Origin of the sequence: Rhizobium zaerense (genome assembly GCF_051810725.1) — a bacterium.
Classification (GTDB): domain Bacteria; phylum Pseudomonadota; class Alphaproteobacteria; order Rhizobiales; family Rhizobiaceae; genus Rhizobium; species Rhizobium leguminosarum_I.
This window is the reverse complement of sequence record NZ_JBPWQY020000002.1, coordinates 52,192-69,146: the sequence shown is the minus strand read 5'-3', so window position 1 is coordinate 69,146 and position 16,955 is coordinate 52,192. Positions and strand designations below refer to the sequence as shown.

Annotated in this window: 17 protein-coding genes and 1 pseudogene; 9 read left to right on the top strand and 9 right to left on the bottom strand. The window is 61.0% G+C overall.

Annotated features, from left to right (window positions below; translation table 11 throughout):
* Window positions 1-9 precede the first annotated feature (9 nt).
* From pdxA to ACS4RR_RS24740, 4 genes are all read left to right on the top strand, one after another.
* On the top strand, window positions 10-996 hold the full coding sequence (pdxA, locus tag ACS4RR_RS24755; protein ID WP_456190296.1) for a 4-hydroxythreonine-4-phosphate dehydrogenase PdxA: 987 nt from the start codon (window positions 10-12) through the stop codon (window positions 994-996).
* 101 nt (window positions 997-1,097) lie between these two features.
* Window positions 1,098-1,352 (top strand): type II toxin-antitoxin system Phd/YefM family antitoxin, encoded by a 255-nt coding sequence (locus ACS4RR_RS24750; RefSeq protein WP_456190295.1) that lies wholly within the window; start codon window positions 1,098-1,100, stop codon window positions 1,350-1,352.
* Window positions 1,352-1,759, top strand: coding sequence for a type II toxin-antitoxin system VapC family toxin (locus ACS4RR_RS24745; protein WP_456190294.1), 408 nt, complete (start codon window positions 1,352-1,354; stop codon window positions 1,757-1,759). The genes ACS4RR_RS24750 and ACS4RR_RS24745 overlap by 1 nt, the downstream gene beginning before the upstream one ends.
* Window positions 1,760-1,817: 58 nt before the next feature.
* Window positions 1,818-2,114 carry a hypothetical protein gene (locus ACS4RR_RS24740; RefSeq protein ID WP_456190293.1) on the top strand — a complete coding sequence of 99 codons (297 nt, stop codon included), beginning with the start codon at window positions 1,818-1,820 and terminating at the stop codon, window positions 2,112-2,114.
* A 270-nt stretch (window positions 2,115-2,384) separates the two neighbouring features.
* Here ACS4RR_RS24740 and ACS4RR_RS24735 read toward each other — a convergent pair whose 3' ends face one another.
* Window positions 2,385-2,867 (bottom strand): RES family NAD+ phosphorylase, encoded by a 483-nt coding sequence (locus tag ACS4RR_RS24735; RefSeq protein WP_456190292.1) that lies wholly within the window; start codon window positions 2,865-2,867, stop codon window positions 2,385-2,387.
* Window positions 2,864-3,295 carry an antitoxin Xre-like helix-turn-helix domain-containing protein gene (locus tag ACS4RR_RS24730; protein WP_170280656.1) on the bottom strand — a complete coding sequence of 144 codons (432 nt, stop codon included), beginning with the start codon at window positions 3,293-3,295 and terminating at the stop codon, window positions 2,864-2,866. The genes ACS4RR_RS24735 and ACS4RR_RS24730 overlap by 4 nt, the downstream gene beginning before the upstream one ends.
* Window positions 3,296-3,385: 90 nt before the next feature.
* Here ACS4RR_RS24730 and ACS4RR_RS24725 point away from each other — a divergent pair, with 90 nt between their 5' ends.
* Window positions 3,386-4,312 carry an alanine--tRNA ligase-related protein gene (locus ACS4RR_RS24725; protein ID WP_260111675.1) on the top strand — a complete coding sequence of 309 codons (927 nt, stop codon included), beginning with the start codon at window positions 3,386-3,388 and terminating at the stop codon, window positions 4,310-4,312.
* Between the two features lie 88 nt (window positions 4,313-4,400).
* On the opposite strand, the gene ACS4RR_RS24720 is transcribed toward ACS4RR_RS24725, so the two are convergent.
* The 5 genes from ACS4RR_RS24720 to ACS4RR_RS24700 all read right to left on the bottom strand — a co-directional run bounded on the left by ACS4RR_RS24720 (window position 4,401) and on the right by ACS4RR_RS24700 (window position 8,472).
* A complete protein-coding gene (locus tag ACS4RR_RS24720) occupies window positions 4,401-5,171 on the bottom strand; it encodes an ABC transporter permease (protein ID WP_456190291.1) in 771 nt (256 codons plus the stop codon).
* The gene (locus ACS4RR_RS24715; protein WP_260111673.1) at window positions 5,168-5,956 is read right to left on the bottom strand and encodes an ABC transporter ATP-binding protein; all 789 of its coding nucleotides are present in this window, start codon (window positions 5,954-5,956) and stop codon (window positions 5,168-5,170) included. The genes ACS4RR_RS24720 and ACS4RR_RS24715 overlap by 4 nt, the downstream gene beginning before the upstream one ends.
* An 8-nt stretch (window positions 5,957-5,964) precedes the next feature.
* Window positions 5,965-7,011: an ABC transporter substrate-binding protein gene (locus ACS4RR_RS24710; protein WP_260299874.1), complete on the bottom strand. Its 1,047-nt coding sequence runs from the start codon at window positions 7,009-7,011 to the stop codon at window positions 5,965-5,967.
* Between the two features lie 52 nt (window positions 7,012-7,063).
* Window positions 7,064-7,501: a VOC family protein gene (locus ACS4RR_RS24705; RefSeq protein ID WP_130676558.1), complete on the bottom strand. Its 438-nt coding sequence runs from the start codon at window positions 7,499-7,501 to the stop codon at window positions 7,064-7,066.
* A 107-nt stretch (window positions 7,502-7,608) separates the two neighbouring features.
* Complete coding sequence (locus ACS4RR_RS24700; protein WP_260111670.1) at window positions 7,609-8,472, bottom strand: helix-turn-helix transcriptional regulator; 864 nt, start codon at window positions 8,470-8,472, stop codon at window positions 7,609-7,611.
* Between the two features lie 418 nt (window positions 8,473-8,890).
* On the opposite strand from ACS4RR_RS24700, the gene ACS4RR_RS24695 reads away from it, so the two are divergent.
* The 4 genes and pseudogenes from ACS4RR_RS24695 to ACS4RR_RS24680 all read left to right on the top strand — a co-directional run bounded on the left by ACS4RR_RS24695 (window position 8,891) and on the right by ACS4RR_RS24680 (window position 13,529).
* Window positions 8,891-9,904 (top strand): sugar ABC transporter substrate-binding protein, encoded by a 1,014-nt coding sequence (locus ACS4RR_RS24695; protein WP_407767621.1) that lies wholly within the window; start codon window positions 8,891-8,893, stop codon window positions 9,902-9,904.
* 65 nt (window positions 9,905-9,969) lie between these two features.
* Window positions 9,970-11,520 (top strand): sugar ABC transporter ATP-binding protein, encoded by a 1,551-nt coding sequence (locus tag ACS4RR_RS24690; protein WP_456190290.1) that lies wholly within the window; start codon window positions 9,970-9,972, stop codon window positions 11,518-11,520.
* A complete protein-coding gene (locus tag ACS4RR_RS24685) occupies window positions 11,510-12,529 on the top strand; it encodes an ABC transporter permease (RefSeq protein ID WP_456190289.1) in 1,020 nt (339 codons plus the stop codon). Before ACS4RR_RS24690 ends, ACS4RR_RS24685 begins: the two co-directional genes overlap by 11 nt.
* A gap of 2 nt (window positions 12,530-12,531) precedes the next feature.
* A pseudogene (locus ACS4RR_RS24680) lies at window positions 12,532-13,529 on the top strand (ABC transporter permease).
* Between the two features lie 17 nt (window positions 13,530-13,546).
* On the opposite strand, the gene glpK reads toward ACS4RR_RS24680, so the two are convergent.
* Both glpK and ACS4RR_RS24670 read right to left on the bottom strand, forming a co-directional pair.
* Window positions 13,547-15,049 carry a glycerol kinase GlpK gene (gene glpK, locus ACS4RR_RS24675; RefSeq protein ID WP_456190288.1) on the bottom strand — a complete coding sequence of 501 codons (1,503 nt, stop codon included), beginning with the start codon at window positions 15,047-15,049 and terminating at the stop codon, window positions 13,547-13,549.
* Window positions 15,050-15,199: 150 nt separating this feature from the next.
* Window positions 15,200-16,924 carry an ABC transporter substrate-binding protein gene (locus tag ACS4RR_RS24670; protein ID WP_456190287.1) on the bottom strand — a complete coding sequence of 575 codons (1,725 nt, stop codon included), beginning with the start codon at window positions 16,922-16,924 and terminating at the stop codon, window positions 15,200-15,202.
* Window positions 16,925-16,955 lie beyond the last annotated feature (31 nt).

Sequence of the window (16,955 nt, the reverse complement as noted above, 5' to 3'; positions counted from 1 at the left end):
ACTCGATTGATGGACAGGAATGCGAAAGTCGCGGTAACGCTCGGCGATCCGGCCGGCGTCGGCCCCGAGGTGATCGTCAAGGCCTTGGCTGCCCTTCCAAGGGAGGAGCGCCGCGATTTCGTCATTGTCGGCAATGTCGAAGCGCTGGAGCGCGCCGACCGGGTCACCGGCACCGGACTGCGGTTCGGACCCGCCGATGCACTCAGTGACGACAGGATCGCCGTCGACGAAGTCGCGCTCAGCGCGGCCCTCCCCGAAATCGGCAAGGTCAGCCCGGTCGCCGGCGATGCCTCGGTGCGCTACATCACCCGCGCCGTCGATCTCGCCATGTCTGGTCAAGCCGACGTCATCGTCACCGCGCCGATCAACAAGGAGGCGATGAACCTTGCCGGCCATCACCATGACGGCCATACCGGGCTGCTCGCGCATCTCACTGGCTCGAAGAGCTCCTTCATGCTGCTTGCCTCCGAGCGGCTGAACACCATCCACGTCTCCACCCATATCTCGCTGAAGGGTGCGATTGAGCGCGCCAAGACCGAGCGGGTGCTGGCGACTATCGAAGCCGGTCACCGGCACTTCCTGCGCCTCGGCAAAACAGCGCGTATCGCCGTCGCCGGCCTCAATCCCCATTGCGGCGAAAACGGCCTGTTTGGCACCGAGGACATGGAATTCCTGGCGCCCGCCGTCGAGCAGGCGCAGGCAAAGGGTATCGACGTGGTCGGGCCGATCTCGGCCGATACGGTGTTTGCCCGCGCCTATAACGGCGCCTTCGATCTCGTCATCGCCCAGTATCACGACCAGGGTCATATCCCGATCAAGCTCGTCGCCTTCGACACGGCTGTCAACGTCTCGCTCGGCCTGCCGATCGACCGCGTCTCGGTCGATCACGGCACGGCCTTTGACATTGCCGGCACCGGCAAAGCCAACCACGTCAACATGCTCTCAGCGATCGCCTATGCCCGGCTGATGGCCCGCTCGCCGCGGCAGAGAGCGTGATCGCGGCTTCCAGTAAGACCGATGTTCAGGAACGTCCCGTTGTTGACGCACCAGCATTCCGCGCGTACATAGCTAGACAGTCTAGCCAGGAGCGGAAATCGATGGAATGGCAACTGCAGGACGCTAAGAACCAATTTTCGAAGGTCGTTCAGAAGGCACGACAAGAAGGCCCACAGGTGGTGACCGTGCGTGGCGAGCGCACGGCCGTCGTTCTGTCGGCCCGCGACTACGACGCCCTGCTCGCCGGCAGGCCGACGCTCGTCGACGACCTTCTCGGTGGCCCCGCCTGGGACGATGAGTTCGCCGATGCGGTCGAAGCACGCAACAAGACGCCAAGCCGCGACGTTGCCTTCTGATGTATCTGGTCGACACCAGCATCATCTCGGAGGCGCGACGCGGCACGCCGCAGGCGGTCTCCTGGCTGCGCTCCGTCGATCCCCTCACCATCCACCTGAGCGCGCTGACGCTTGGCGAGATCATGCGCGGCATTGCCCTCAAACAGAAATCGGATCCGAAGACCGCGGCGCATCTCGCCGAGTGGCTACGCAAGCTGCGTTATGATCATGGCGACCGGATCCTGCCGGTGACCGACGAGATCGCCGTCGAATGGGGCCGTATCGCCGGTATCCGGCCGCGTGGCGATATCGACGGGCTGATCGCCGTAACCGCGATCGTTCATGATCTGATTGTCGTCACTCGCAATGTCGGTGATTTCGATGACACCGGCGCAGCGGTGATCAATCCATGGGAGACGGACGCGTGAGCAGTCGAAGCAGCGCTCACCGCAGAAACCCAGTCTGGCGGCACCTAAAGGGAAGAAAATGTTTTCAGCAGAGAAATATCTTGATACCGGTGGCGTTGTTGCCGGCGCGATAATCTTGTCGATTGTGGTTTTATTTTTGGTTATTCAGGAAGTTCGAGAGGTTATATTCTATAAAAAAAATAATTGGAACTTTGATTTAGACAGCAACGTCGGGATTAGGTTGTATAATGGCGATTCAACCGACGAAAAAGATCTAGTTTCGAACAAATCAAGGGTTTGTTTCGGTACTCCGTTTATGATTTTCGGATTCGGAGTACTGCTGACCGCGTGTGGGGCGATTATATTGTCGCAGTAAATTTCGTTTTATCTAACCGGGAATTTCAGGGTTCGCGATGGCAAGCCAAGGCGCAATGTACATTCTGCTACAACGGACGATGGGTTCTTTTCGGTCCATGATTCCCAATTTACTAAGTGCCTGGCATCCTCAACGGTAAGATTGCCGGGGCTCGCGACCGATGCCATTCCGGAGCCCGATGCACAGCAGCTTGAAGGCCAGCCCGCAAAGGAGCTGCAGAGCGTGATCCCGATCGGGGATGCAGGAGCGCTGACTGAAGGGCCCTCCCCATCACATGCCGAACAAGCGACGATCCCAGAAGACCGGTTGGTGGAGGCTTACCGCGATCGAGGCGAATTCCGGATGGGCCGGATTGATCAATATGTTGCGGTCGACTCGGGCGACGACGCTTGGGACCAGCAGGATGGCGCTGCGTTTTTCCTGGCACCATTTTTCGCCGAAAACCTTGCTGACAACAGCCGGCATGCTGTCCCAGCCGGGCAGCGCGGGCTCGGAGAAGACTTCGTAGCTTAGCCCACGCGGCAGGGTGATCGTGACATAGTGCTGGTTGGGCGGCAGCCGCCCGCTGCCATGGACGAGCTTTTCCAGCAGCGCCGTCGAATAGTGCTCGCTCGTATAGATGATCGGGCTGCCCGACATGTTCCACCGTCCCGGCGCGATGGTCGAGCCAGTGGCGTCGAAGATCGGATAGCTTCCGTTGGGATCTCCGATGCGCACGGATGTCAGTGTGCGGTCAAGAACCTGTGCGCTCACGCAGCGCTGCCGTATTTCAGGCTTCCGAGAATATCGAGCACGAGCTCGCCGCCGATCTCGCTCTGGATGACCACGTCGATTGGCCGCCTGTCCTCCAGCATTGCATGCGGCCGAAACAGGAAATCACGTGCCTCGGTCTCGGTCTGCCAGACATCGAGCGCCGATCCCCAGACGCGCGCCAGACGGGCGAGCTTTATGCCCTCGTCGGAGGAGAGCCGATGCTTGGTCTTGCGCCGCTCATAGGTGGCCTTTGGAACGAGCCTATATTTGAACTGGGTATCATCAGGCGCCAGAAGCAGCGCCATGCGATCAAGCGCCTTGACCGGCAAGCCTTCCTCAATGCTGGAGAGCAGGCCAAAGGCTGAGCGCGATGCGGGTTCCCTGGCGGGCAATCCGAGAACGTCGGCGATGACTGCAAATCCCATCATGGCAAAGCTCCTTCCCACTTGAGGCTATATTTAGTCTCAAGTGAGCCAATCTTCAAGAGCGCCATTCGGCTTATCTTCGATAGCGGCAGGTTGCCGTGCACGCCGGAGACCACTATCTTTTCCAAAGGCACACGAACAACGAAGGAGGTTGCCTATGTCACCGCGGGACGCCTGATCCAGCAATATCAACAGTTCTGCCTTTCCAAAGGCATCGATTTCATACGCATCCAATCCGTACGGCCGCATGATGATACCACGCTCTTCTGCAGCGCTGGAATGCAGCAGTACAAGCCCCTCTTCTCCGATCCCTCCCATAGTGGAACCGTCGCAAACAGCCAGGCTTGCCTGCGCATGGGCGACCTCGACGAGATCGGCGACGGAACCCATCTTCTCCATTTCACCATGCTCGGCCTTTTCTCCTTCAGGGAAATGACCGTCGGCAACGCCATCGATTTCTGGCTCGAATTTCTGGGAACGCTGGGGCTCGTGCCGGATCATGTAACGATCCATCCGGACCGCCTGGTGGAATGGACGCCGCTCTATGGTGGGCGCGTGCCCATCATGCCGGATCCGGAATGCATGTGGAGCGATGGCAGCATCAGCGGATACTGCACCGAGTTTTACAAGGATGGCGTCGAGATCGGAAACATCGTCAATCCGCTCGGAACCTGCATCGACGTCGGCTTCGGCGCAGAACGGCTCGACATGATCGTCAACGGCACGCCGCAAGACGATGCGCTTGGGACACTGTGCGAGACAGTCATGACAATCGTGGAAAGCGGCTACCGGCCGAGTAATAAGGAGCAGGGATATGTCTTGCGAAAACTGCTCCGTCGCATCCACAAGATGGGCGGCACGCTCGATCACCCCTTCTTCAAGGAAGAGGTCGAGCGCCAGAAGCGGCTGCGCGCCAAATATCTGCGTCTGCGTGAACGCCATTCCGAGATGAGTCCCGACTGGTGGTTCGACACCCATGGCATCGATCTCTTCGACATCAGTGAGAGCATGGAGGAGTAGCAACGGACAAGGCTTCCCGCAGATAACACCGGGAGGCCTTGTCATATTCTGGAAAGCGTCAGCGTTGCGGCGCCCGCATCGAACGCTTTCAGCTCTGCCCCGGCTGCAGCCGACGGAAAATCCGCTCGATCTGGGCAATAGCGGCAAAAAAGACGATGCCGGAGAAAGAGGCGAGCACGACAGCGGCAAAAAGCCTTTCCGCCTGATAGTTGAATGTCGACTGGATGATGACAGCGCCCAGCCCCTGGTTCGAACCGATCCACTCCCCGACGATCGCGCCGATCACACAGGTGGTTGCCGAAATGCGCAGCGACGCAAAAAGCAAGGGGGCAGACCGTGGGGCGCGCAGGCGCCAGAACGTCTCCCACCCGCTCGCCGAAAGCACATGCATCAGGTCAAGCTCGCTCGCAGTAGCCAGATTGAGGCCCCGGGCGGTATTCACCAGGGTTGGGAAGAAGCAGATCAGAGCGGCAATGATTACCTTCGGCAGCATGCCGAGGCCGAAGATGAGGATGATGATCGGCGCGAGCGCCAGCACGGGAATGGTGTTGAAGAGCAGGACAACGGGAAAATAGGCGGCCTGGAAGCGCGGATTATAGACAAAGGCAATTGCAATGATCACGGCGAGACTGTTGCCCAGGAGGAAGCCGAGGCCCGCCTCACCCCACGTCGGGATCGCATTCGACAGAAGGAAGCGCCATTCCGTTCCGAGCGTGCGCAGGATCGCCAGCGGTGTTGGAACAATATAGGCCGGAATACCGAGCGCTGGCACCAGCCATTGCCAGGCGAAAAGCAGCGAGAGGGCGCCGATCACAGGAAGGCCGATTGCCTCGGCGAATGACAACGGACGATGCATCATGCAGCCGAACTCCCCTGCTGCAGCAATTGGCGCAGATGGGCGGCGGTCTCCTGGACATCGAGGCTCTCGCGCCGACAGAGCCCACGCTCGTCTTTCAGCGGTGCAAGGTCGATCAGCGCCTGAACGCGGCCCGGATTGGCCGCCAGGACCAGCACGCGTCCGCCGAGATAGATCGCCTCGACGACGCTGTGGGTGACAAACAGGATGGTCGTGCCGGTCCGGCGCCAGACGTCCAGAAGCTCGTCGTTCAGTCGTTCACGGGTGATCTCGTCGAGCGCACCGAAGGGTTCGTCCATGAGCAGGATATCCGGCTCGCATTGAAGCGCGCGCGCTATGGCGACGCGTTGGCGCTGGCCCCCGGACAATTGATGCGGATAGCGATCGGCCAGATGCGACAGGCCGACCAGTTCGATCCAGTGGTCGGGCCGCGGATCGACCGATCGCGAGACGCTCTTCTTCCCCACCTGCAGCGGCAGCGCGACATTCTCCCTCACAGTCCGCCACGGCAGCAGCGTTGCGTCCTGAAAGACGAAGGCGACCTCGCGCCGCCGGCGCGCCTCCGACGCTGTCCTGCCGAGCACCGACAGCCGCCCGTCAAGCGGCGGAAGAAGTTCCGCCACCGCACGCAGCAAGGTCGACTTGCCGCAGCCGGAAGGGCCGAGAATGGTCAGAAACTCGCCCCTGCCGACGCTGAGGTCGACGCCGGACAGAATGCGGGTCGTCTCGGCGGTGCCAGCATACCCGACAGCCAGATCCTTGGTTTCGATGGCCGCTGCTTCAGGCAAATTCGCTCTCACGCAATCTTCGGGCGGTCACCCGCCGTCATGTCGAGTATCTCAGTCGTATAGCAGTCCTCCAGCTTCGGAGCGCCGCTCTTGAACTGACCGATCTTGTCGTAAACGGAAATCTGCTCGCCAAGGGCGGCCGGATCAAAGCTGCCCCAACCATCCTTGCCGGTCGCTGCGTCGAAGCTCAGTGACAATATGCGCGGCACCGTCTTCAGCTCCACGGCAAGGTCGAGCTGCGGATAGGCCTCCACCGTCAATTTGACCGCCTCTTCAGGATGTTCATGCGTCCAGGCCCAGCCCTTGGCGACGGCACGCAGCACCTTTGCCAGCGTCTCGGCATGGCCGCTCACGGCATCGTCGGTGGCGAAATAGACATTGGCATAGGAGGGCAGGCCCGTGTCCTTCATCATCAGATCGATGCGGTCGGGGCCGATGATGGAAAGGGCCTGTGTGTTGGTGATCCATCCGGTCACGGCATCGACCTGGCCGGTCATCAGCGGCGTCATGTCGAAGCCGATATTGGTGATAGTCAGGCTGGAAGGATCGATATTGTTCTTCAGCAGGATGGCATCGAGCACATAACGGGCCGTCGGCTGGATGCCGATGCGCTTGCCGATCATGTCTTTGACGGTGCGGATCGGCGCCTTCGGCAGCGAATAGAAGGCGAAAGGCGCCATGCGGAAACCGCAGGCGAAGATCTTGATCGGCACGCCGGATGACCTGGCCAGAAGAAGCTGTGCCGAATCCGAGAATTGGCCGAGTTGCGCATCACCCGTGATCACGGGCGGCACCGTTGCCGAATTGGGACCGCCGGGGGAAAACTCGACCTCGAGACCCTCGGCCTGGAACAGGCCCTGCTTGACTGCGACGATATCGCCGATCTGTCCGTTGCTCATCAGCCAGTCATATTTGATGACGACCTTGGATGCGGCGGCTTTGGAGTGACGCGGCACGAACACGCTGATCCCTGCCGTCGCTGCAGCAAGGGCAAAGGCTCCGCCCTTCAGGACGGTACGCCTGCCGACCACGATTTGCTTGTCATCCCCGTTCATTTGCTTGCCTTTCCCATTGTTGGATTGTTGGACGACCGGCCGATTGCGCTCGCTATTGCGGGCCGATGTCACCGATCGGGCCACCTGCGGACCACGCATAGATTTCCCAGAGATTGTCGTCAGGATCGGCGAAATAGACGCATCGCGCGTTCCAGACATAGTCCTGCGGCGGCGCGTGGAAGAGCACGCCCGCAGCTTTGAGCTCCGCATAGGCAGCATCGACCTGCTCTGGCGAGGCGAGCTCGATGGCCGCGCAGGCCTTGTGCGCACCTGGAGGGGCACGGCGGCTTGAGACACCGGTATTCTCGGCAATATGCTCGATCTCCCAGAGCGCCAGCGTCACGCCCGCCCCTTTGAAATCGGCAAAGCCGGGAGCACGGCGGCGTGGTTTGAAGCCAAGACGCTCGACATAGAAAGCCGATGCTTTGTCGATATCCTCGACCAGGAAGCAAATGTCGGTAATCGGATTGGTTTGGGCAAAAGCGGTCATATGGGCCTCCTGATGGGAAAAGCCTCGCAGACCGCAGCCTCAAGAGATTTCAAATTCGTGCGGTTGTCTTTCGCAAAGCTGCTGATCTGTCATCGGCAAGAGCCGTCTCAAAGACGGACCGAACGCTGGTATTCCTTCGGGGTCGCCCCCATCAGACGGCGAAAGACGCTGGAGAAATGCGCCTGGCTGGAAAAGCCTGTGGCATAAGCGATGTTTGCGAGCGTCTCCTTGCTATCGGCGAGGTAAAGTCGCGCCCGCTCGATCCTGCGTTCGAGAACGAAGCGATGCGGCGCCATGCCGGCTGCCCGTTTGAATTCCCGGCTGAAGTGAAAGGGGCTCATATGGGCCACCCCGGCCAGCTCCTCGACACTCAGATCGGATTTGCCAAGCAGGTTCTCGATGTAATCGATCACACGCCGGAGATTGTCCGATGTCAGCGGACGATCGCCGGCTTCAGGTTTGGCGCCCAGCAGTTTTACGACGCAACAGGCGAGCGCCATCCCCAGGTGCTGCATCAAAAGCGGGTCGTCGCACCCGGTCTTCTCGGCGGCAAATGCAAGGGAAAGCGCGACCTGCAGCGTTGTCGGATCAGTCGTCGCGCTGAGCGCGTCACTATCCCAATGCTCGGGATCGAAGCGAGAGCCGCCTATGCCGCTGTAGAGCGCAGGTGACTGGAAGATCGAGATATAATCCGCTGCATCGCCATCGACTTCGAGGACCGTGGCGGCCGGTTGAAATCCCAGGGTGAACGGCGGCCTCTCAACTTTGCGGAACGCCCCGCTTCCAAGCCGATAGGCATATTTGCCGTGCGCCGTGCGGTTGATCGAAATTCTATGAAGGGAGCCCCTCGAAACCATTTGCCCCGCGGCGCTGCGATAGGTCTCAACGATCATGTCGCGTTGAACGAAGGCCTTGTAGCCTCCGAGGGATGGCCGGCTTATTGAGAAAATCTGCGGGTCGATATCGGGCATTGTTTCATTCTCCCTGCCAGCAGAGAGGCAAGTTGCGCGCCAAGTGGAGCCAAGCGTTGCGCTAGATATCAACGTCGCAGCCCAAAACCCAACGGTACCCATTAAATCGTGATTTTACGCCTGCTGTCGCGCCGCACGGCACCGCGGCCTGGCAGGAGTTCGCCTTCGGCAACTTTGGTCGCATGCGCAAGAATTATGCAGTGCATGTTCTTCTTGATCGGTGGCTGCAGACTCATCTGACCGCTCTGAAAACCGCCGAGGCCTCCGAAATCATCCCTGGTCGCGGGAAACCGCGGCCAGGGATGAGCTTTAATTCCGTCCACTCTTTCCCCCGGAGATCGTTCTTTTGGAAATTCGTTCCTATCCACCGGCATTAATCTATTTAATCTATAGACATAATTAATTGGAGAGAAATGCGATGCGTATCGAAAAGTCTGAAAGCGGTCTCGGAAGACGAGATCTGCTGAAACTGTCTGCCGCGGCCGGGGTCGCCGTCGCTGGTGCTTCGCTGATCGGTCAGAAACCGGCTTTTGCCGCGGGCGAAGAACTGTCGCTGAAAGGCAAGCGTATCGCCATCAGCGCAACCGGCACCGATCACTTCTTCGATCTGCAGGCCTATAATGCCCAGATCGAAGAGGTAAAGCGCCTCGGCGGCGAGCCGATCGCCGTCGATGCCGGTCGCAATGACGGCAAGCTGGTCTCGCAGCTGCAGACACTGATTGCCCAGAAGCCGGATGCGATCGTTCAAATCCTCGGCACGCTCAGCGTCATCGATCCCTGGCTGAAGAAGGCGCGCGATGCCGGAATCCCGGTTCTGAGCGTCGACGTCGGTTCGACCAATTCGATCAACAACACCACTTCCGATAACTGGGGCATCGGCAAGGACCTGGCGCTGCAGCTCGTCTCCGATATCGGCGGCGAAGGCAATATCGTCGTCTTCAACGGCTTCTACGGCGTAACGCCCTGCGCGATCCGCTACGACCAGCTGGTCAATGTCGTCAAATATTTCCCGAAGGTGAAAATCCTCCAGCCGGAACTGCGCGACGTCATCCCGAATACTGTGCAGGATGCCTTCACGCAGATCACGGCCATCCTCAACAAATATCCGGAAAAGGGTTCGATCAAGGCGATCTGGTCGGCTTGGGACATTCCGCAGCTTGGCGCGACCCAGGCTTTGGCAGCCGCCGGGCGGACCGAGATCCGCACCTACGGCGTCGATGGCAGCCCGGAAGTGCTGCAGCTCATCGCCGATCCGAATTCGCCGGCCGGCGCCGATGTCGCCCAGCAGCCGGCGGAAATCGGCCGCACCGCCATCCGCAATGTCGCCAAGCTGCTCGCCGGCCAGACCCTGCCGCGCGAAACCTATGTTCCGGCCCTGCTCGCCAACAAGACCAATGTCGGCGAAGTCACCAAGAAACTCGGCATCGGCTGACACTGAACACGAGCGATCCGGTCATCGCCGGATCGCTCGCAATCTGCCCGCCCGGAGAGATCGACATGACGGCCATTTCGTTGAAGCAGCCGGTGACGGCACGCGACGACATCATCCGCTTTGAAGGCATCGTCAAGCATTTCGGCGGTGCGCAGGCGCTTGCCGGTGCGTCGCTGATCGTCAGGCGCGGCACCATCCACGGTCTCGTCGGCCAGAACGGCGCCGGCAAGTCGACGCTGATCAAGCTGCTTGCCGGTCTTCATCAACCGGATGGCGGCCGGATCGAGATCGAAGGGCAAACATTCGACAGGCTGACACCGCATCTTGCCGAAGAGCTTGGCATCCATTTCATTCACCAGGATCGGCTGCTGGTGCCAACCTTCACCGTTGGCGAAGCCCTGTTCCTTGGTCGGGAGCCGCGAATATCGGGCACGCCGTTCCTCGACCGGCGACTGATGCAGCGCCGGGCATCTGACATTCTCAACGACTATTTCGGTATCCGGTTGCCAAACGCCGCCTTGATCGGCGAATTGTCGACTGCCGAAAAGCAGATCGTGCAAATCACCCGCGCGCTCCTCAATCAGCCGAAGGTGCTCGTCTTCGACGAGCCGACGGCCGCCTTGGTGCGCCGCGAGGCCGATATCCTCTTCCGGTTGATCCGCCGTCTGCGCGACGAAGGCGTCACCATCATCTATATCTCGCATTACCTGAACGAAATCGAAGAGCTCTGCGATCACGTCACTGTGCTGCGCAATGGGCTCGACGTCGCCTCCGTGCCGATCGGGGAGACTTCGGCCGGTGCGATTGCGCGGCTGATGGTCGAACGTGATATCAAGAAGATGTTTCCAAAGCCGCAGGTGACACCGGGCGAAGACATCCTCAAGGTCGAGCAGCTGTCGGCGCCAGGGAAATATAGCGACATCAGTTTCACGCTTCGCCGCGGCGAGGTGCTCGGCCTCACCGGCCTGCTCGGCTCCGGCGCAAAGGAGCTGGTCCGCACGCTCTTCGGTCTGGAGACCCCGGCTTCCGGCCATGTCGAAATCAGCGGCAAGGCGGCCCGTTTCACCAATCCCACCCAGGCGGCCGGCCGCGAGATCGCCCTGGTGCCGGAAGATCGGCGTCGCCACGGCGTCGCGCTCGACCTCGGCGTCGCGGAAAATATCAGCCTTTCGAGCCTTGGCCGCTTCACCCGTTTCGGCTTTCTCGATCGCAGACGCGAACAGAGAGAAGTGGACGCTTTGATTGCGCGGCTGCAGGTGAAGACCAATGGGCGCGATGTCCTGCTGCGCACGCTTTCGGGCGGCAACCAGCAGAAGATCGCCATCGCCAAGTGGCTGAGCCGCCATTCCGAGGTCTATCTGCTCGACGAGCCAACGGTCGGGGTCGATATCGGCTCCAAGGTCGAGATCTATACGCTGATCGGCGAACTCGCGTCGCGTGGCGCCGGCGTCATCGTGCTGTCTTCGGATCTGCCCGAACTCGTCGGTATCACCGATCGCATCCTGGTGCTCTTCCGGGGTCGCGTGGTGCGGGAATTCATCTCGTCGCAGACCACGGCAGATGCGGTGCTGGCTCAATCGACCGGATCATCCGAGGGACAACGCCATGTCGGCTGAAGTGGAATTCGCGCCTTCCGTTTTTTCCGCTGCGGAACCGCCTCTCCGGCCGGCCGGCAATATTGCGGCTGCGGCATTGCGCTTCGGATCGCTGATCGCATTTGCCGCCATCCTGCTCATCTTCTCGCTGACCGCACCCTATTTCCTCAGCATCGGCAATATCGGCAACGTGCTTGGCCAATCGGCCATCTCCGGTGTGCTTGCCATCGGGTTGACGATCGTGCTGATTGCCGGCGGCTCCAATGTCGTCACCGGCGGCATCGACCTGTCGCTCGCGGCCAATATGGGCCTCAGCGCCGCCGTCTATGCGAGCCTGACGCAACTCGGCTACGGCGATGCGACGGCGATCGCCGCGACAATCCTCACCGGCGGGCTGATCGGCACGGTCAATGCCATTGCCGTCGTCTATGCCGGCGTCGTGCCGCTGCTGGCCACGCTGGCCGTCATGAACGTCGTCGCCGGCCTGGAATTGGTGCTGACCGGCAATACGGTCCTGCCGGCCTCGACGCCTTTCCTGTCGGCGCTCTCGGCCTCGGATCCTTTCGGCATCCCGGTTCTTGCCTATGTGCTCCTCGGCTTCACGACGATCACCACGGCGATCGCGCAATATACGCCGCTTGGCCTGCGCCTCTATGCCGTCGGTGAGTTTCCGGATGCGGCGCGTGCCGCCGGTCTGCCGCTTCGCCGGCTGCTGGCCGGCGCCTTCGTCGCCAGCGGCGTCTCCGGCGGCATCGCCGGCATCCTGTCGGTTTCCTATCTGAGCGGCAGCACGACCGGTGCTGGCGAGATGCTGTTGCCCGTCGTCGTGACGGCCCTGCTCGGCTCGGTCTTTTCGCGCCGGCTGATTCCGACGATCACCGGGACGCTGCTTTCGGCCCTTTTGGTCGGCTTCCTGGTCAATGGTTTCCAGCTGCTGAACATTTCGAGCACGCTGGTCAGCGGCGTCCAGGGCGTGCTCATTCTCATCGTCGTTTCCGCGACCACGCTGCTGCGCCGGCAGGAGGCCTGACCATGTCGCTCCAGATCCCTCCCCCGCCAGCATCGACTTGCCGCGTCTCATCGCCGGCGGCCTGGTGCGCTATGGGCTGATCCTCGCCCTGGTTGCGGTGTTTGCCGCCTTTTCCGTGGCAACGCCGACGTTCCTGTCGCCGGCCAACCTGCAGAGCATCCTGGTCAACAATTTCACGCTGCTTGCCATCGTCTCCGTCGCCATGACCTTCGCCGTCGCGTCGGGCGGCATCGATCTTTCGGTGGGAACGGCGATGGATTTTGCCAGCTTTGCCTTCGTCTCGCTCGTCCTCGCCGGGCAGCCGGTGGCAGTCGCTGCACTCGCGGGAATGGCCGCCGGAGCGTTCGTCGGTGCCTTCAATGCGCTGCTGATTTCAGGGATCGGCGTGTCGCCGTTCCTCGCCACGCTCGGCACGCTGTTCATCGGCCGCAGCGTTCAGCAACTGCTGACCAATGGCGGCAATCCGGTCTATCTGCCGCCGAACGGCGTGCCGGAAGCCTTCCGTTTCCTCGGCCACGGCACGATCGCCGGCTTCCCGATGCCGCTTGCCGCGGCCATCGTCGTCATCGCCGCTGCTGCCATTGTTTTTGCCCGCACGCGTTTCGGTCGCGTCATCCTATCGATCGGAATCCAGCCGGGCGTCGTGCGCTATTCCGGCATCGCCGCGCCGGCCCATGTCGCGGTGACATTCATCCTGGTCGGGTTGATCGCGGCAATCGCCGGCCTGATCCTGACCGCAACCGTCACCACCTACATCCCTTCCTCCGGCAATGCCTTCCTGCTCAATGCCATCGGCGCGACTTTCATCGGCACGACGCTCAGCCCACTCGGACGGCCGAATGTCGGCGGGACCGTTCTCGGCGCGCTGCTGCTCAGCATCGTCGCCAATGGGCTTCTGCTGACCGATCTGAACTTCTATTGGCAGCAGGTCGGCACGGGAACGCTGATCTTCGCCGTGCTCGCGCTGAGCTTCATCAACAGAAAGGCTGCCGGCGCGTAAGAGAGCCGGAAGCGGTCCTATCCCGCGGAGGCGTCTGAAATCATTCTGGATACGGCATTCTTCCAGCCGATGATCTTGCCCTGCCGCTCGGTCTCGTCCATCGAAGGGCTGAAGCGGCGGTCGCAGGCCCAGGCCTGCGCAAAATCCCGTTTGCCGGGCCAGATGCCGACTTTCGAGCCGGCAAGCCAGGCAGCGCCGAGCGCCGTCGTCTCGCGGATCGCCGAGCGGTCGACAGGATTTCCGGTCATGTCGGCCAGGCACTGCATCGTCCAATCCGACGCCGCCATACCGCCATCGACGCGCAGCACCGTTTCCAGGTGGTTGACGCCCCAGTCCTTCTTCATCGCCACCAGCAGATCGAGCGTCTGGTAGGCGACGGATTCGAGCACGGCGCGGGCGAATTCCGCCGGCCCGCTGTTTCGCGTCAGACCGAAGATCGCGCCGCGCGCAGCCGGATCCCAATAGGGAGCGCCGAGGCCGGTGAAGGCCGGAACGATGTAGACCTGCTGTCCGGGATCGGCCTTGGCGGCAAGCACCCCGGCCTCGGATGCCTGGCCGATGATGCCGAGGCCGTCGCGCAGCCATTGCACAGCGGCACCGGCGATGAAGATCGAGCCTTCGAGCGCATAGGTCGTCTCGCCGTCGAGCCTGCAGGCGATCGTCGTCAACATCCGGTTGGAGGAGGAAACACGATCCCGGCCGGTGTTCAACAGGGCAAAGCAGCCGGTGCCGTAAGTGGATTTCATCATGCCGGGTTCGAAACAGGCATTGCCCATCGCCGCTGCCTGCTGGTCGCCGGCGACACCAAGGATCGGAAGTTCCGCGCCGAACAGCGCCTTGGCGACGCGGCCGAAATCATCGGCGCATTCCCTGACGTCAGGAAGCATGGCGGCCGGAATGCGGAGAATGCCGAGAAGCTCCTCATCCCAGGCATCGTCATCGATATTATAGAGCAGCGTTCGCGACGCATTGGTCGCATCGGTGGCATGCACGCGTCCATCAGTCAGATTGTAGATCAGCCAGCTATCGATCGTGCCGAAGCAGACCCCACCGGCCTCGGCCTTCTCACGCAGACCATCGACGTTGTCGAGCAGCCAGCCGAGCTTCGTTCCGGAGAAATAGGGGTCGAGCAGCAGGCCGGTCTTGGCGCTGAACAGCTTCTCATATCCATCGGCCTTCAGGCTCTCGCACATTTCCGCCGTGCGCCTGTCCTGCCAGACGATCGCCCGGTGAAGCGGCGCGCCTGACCGTCGGTCCCAGATGACCGCCGTCTCGCGCTGATTGGTAATGCCGATCGCGGCAATGTCGGCGGCATCAATACCGGCATCGGCGATCGCCCTGCGCACAGTATCGACGACGGACTGCCAGATTTCGGCGGCGTCGTGCTCCACCCATCCGGGCTGCGGATAATATTGGGTGATCTCTGCCTGCGCCGAGCCGGCCATTTTCATGTCGCCATCAAAGATGATCGCGCGCGACGACGTTGTGCCTTGGTCGATCGAAAGAATATAGCCGCTCATATCCGTCTCCGGCTCGCACGAAACCGCTCCGCCCGGCAAAGCGGGCGGATGCGGAGATTTCATGAGAGAAAGATTTTGGGTGCCACCGGCTTGCGGCCGGTGGCGGGAAGTGATGGCCGGAAGCCTCGTTGCCTCCGGCCGAGGTCCGCCTTACTTCGACTGCCAGCTCTTGACGAGTTCGTCGTAGTTGACCGTGACCGGCTTTTCCTTCTCGTTCTCGATCTTCAGCTGCGGCGCAAGGTTGCCCTTCTTCACCGCATCCGCGTTCCAGTAAGCGAGGTCATGCTCTTTGGCGAGTTTCGGGCCGATATCGCCCTGGACGCCCGATTTCTCGATACGGCCCATGACCTTCTCTTGCTCGCCGCAAAGAGAATCCATGGCTTCCTGTGGCGTCTTGGCGCCGGCAGCGGCGTCACCGATAGCCTGCCACCAAAGCTGAGCCAGCTTCGGATAGTCGGGAACGTTGGTGCCGGTTGGCGACCACTGAACACGCGCAGGCGAACGATAGAACTCGATCAGACCGCCAAGCTTCGGAGCGCGCTCCGTAAAGCTCTTGTCGCGAATGGTGGATTCGCGGATGAAGGTGAGACCGAGCTGGCTCTTCTTCACGTCAATCGTCTTCGAGGTCACGAACTGTGCATAGAGCCACGCGGCTTTTGCACGGTCCGTCGGGGTCGATTTCATCAGCGTCCAGGAACCGACGTCCTGATAGCCAAGCTTCATGCCGTCTTTCCAGTACACGCCATGCGGGCTCGGTGCCATGCGCCATTTCGGCGTACCGTCTTCGTTCATGACAGGCAGGCCAGGCTTGACCATGTCTGCGGTGAACGCCGTGTACCAGAAGATCTGCTGCGCGACGTTACCCTGCGCCGGCACCGGACCGGATTCCGAGAAGGTCATGCCCTGAGCTTCCGGCGGTGCGTACGCCTTCAACCAATCGAGATACTTCTGGATCGAATAGACCGATGCGGGGCCGTTGGTATCGCCGCCACGCGCGACGCACGAACCGACAGGACGCGAATTCTCGTCGACCTTGATACCCCATTCGTCGACCGGAAGACCGTTCGGCAGACCCTTGTCTCCGTTGCCAGCCATCGACAGCCAGGCGTCGGTGAAGCGCCAGCCGAGCGACGGGTCCTTCTTGCCGTAGTCCATATGGCCGAAGACCTTCTTGCCGTTGACGTCGCGGCCAGTGAAGAATTCGGCGATGTCCTCATAAGCGGACCAGTTGACCGGAACGCCGAGATCGTAGCCATACTTCGCCTTGAAATCGGCCTTGTTCTTCTCGTCGTTGAACCAGTCATATCGGAACCAGTACAGGTTTGCGAACTGCTGGTCGGGAAGCTGGTAGAGCTTCTTGTCCGGTGCCGTCGTAAACTTGGTGCCGATGAAGTCGTCGATATCGAGGCCGGGGTTGGTAACGTCCTTGCCTTCGCCGGCCATCCAGTCGGTCAGGTTGCGCACCTGCTGATAGCGCCAATGCGTACCGATCAAGTCGGAGTCGTTGACCCAGCCGTCATAAAGGTTCTGACCGGTCTGCATCTGTGTCTGGATCTTCTCGACAACGTCACCCTCTTGAATGACGTCGTGCGTGACCTTGATTCCGGTAATCGCGGTAAAGGCCGGAGCCAGAACCTCGGACTCATACTTGTGGGTGGTCAAGGTTTCCGAAACAACCTTGATGTCCATCCCCTGGAAAGGCTTCGCAGCATCGATGAACCATTGCATTTCCTTTTCCTGGTCGGCGCGAGAGAGCGTCGACACGTCGCCGATCTCTTTATCCAGAAAAGTCTTTGCCTCGTCCATGCCGGCATAGGCCGACCCGGTCATGGCCAGCAGCACGGCTGCTGTCGTCGTCAATAAATGCCTTCGCATGATATCCTCCCAGGGTTTTGCGATTGCAGTC

Excerpts from the sequence above, each read along its gene's own strand:
- ACS4RR_RS24685 (WP_456190289.1), top strand. The coding sequence starts at position 11,510 with ATGTCGGCTGAAGTGGAATTCGCGCCTTCCGTTTTTTCCGCTGCGGAA.
- ACS4RR_RS24690 (WP_456190290.1), top strand. The coding sequence starts at position 9,970 with ATGACGGCCATTTCGTTGAAGCAGCCGGTGACGGCACGCGACGACATC.
- ACS4RR_RS24720 (WP_456190291.1), bottom strand. The coding sequence starts at position 5,171 with ATGATGCATCGTCCGTTGTCATTCGCCGAGGCAATCGGCCTTCCTGTG.
- ACS4RR_RS24740 (WP_456190293.1), top strand. The coding sequence starts at position 1,818 with ATGTTTTCAGCAGAGAAATATCTTGATACCGGTGGCGTTGTTGCCGGC.
- ACS4RR_RS24695 (WP_407767621.1), top strand. The coding sequence starts at position 8,891 with ATGCGTATCGAAAAGTCTGAAAGCGGTCTCGGAAGACGAGATCTGCTG.
- glpK (WP_456190288.1), bottom strand. The coding sequence starts at position 15,049 with ATGAGCGGCTATATTCTTTCGATCGACCAAGGCACAACGTCGTCGCGC.
- ACS4RR_RS24710 (WP_260299874.1), bottom strand. The coding sequence starts at position 7,011 with ATGAACGGGGATGACAAGCAAATCGTGGTCGGCAGGCGTACCGTCCTG.
- ACS4RR_RS24730 (WP_170280656.1), bottom strand. The coding sequence starts at position 3,295 with ATGATGGGATTTGCAGTCATCGCCGACGTTCTCGGATTGCCCGCCAGG.
- ACS4RR_RS24670 (WP_456190287.1), bottom strand. The coding sequence starts at position 16,924 with ATGCGAAGGCATTTATTGACGACGACAGCAGCCGTGCTGCTGGCCATG.
- ACS4RR_RS24745 (WP_456190294.1), top strand. The coding sequence starts at position 1,352 with ATGTATCTGGTCGACACCAGCATCATCTCGGAGGCGCGACGCGGCACG.
- ACS4RR_RS24750 (WP_456190295.1), top strand. The coding sequence starts at position 1,098 with ATGGAATGGCAACTGCAGGACGCTAAGAACCAATTTTCGAAGGTCGTT.
- ACS4RR_RS24700 (WP_260111670.1), bottom strand. The coding sequence starts at position 8,472 with ATGCCCGATATCGACCCGCAGATTTTCTCAATAAGCCGGCCATCCCTC.
- ACS4RR_RS24705 (WP_130676558.1), bottom strand. The coding sequence starts at position 7,501 with ATGACCGCTTTTGCCCAAACCAATCCGATTACCGACATTTGCTTCCTG.
- pdxA (WP_456190296.1), top strand. The coding sequence starts at position 10 with ATGGACAGGAATGCGAAAGTCGCGGTAACGCTCGGCGATCCGGCCGGC.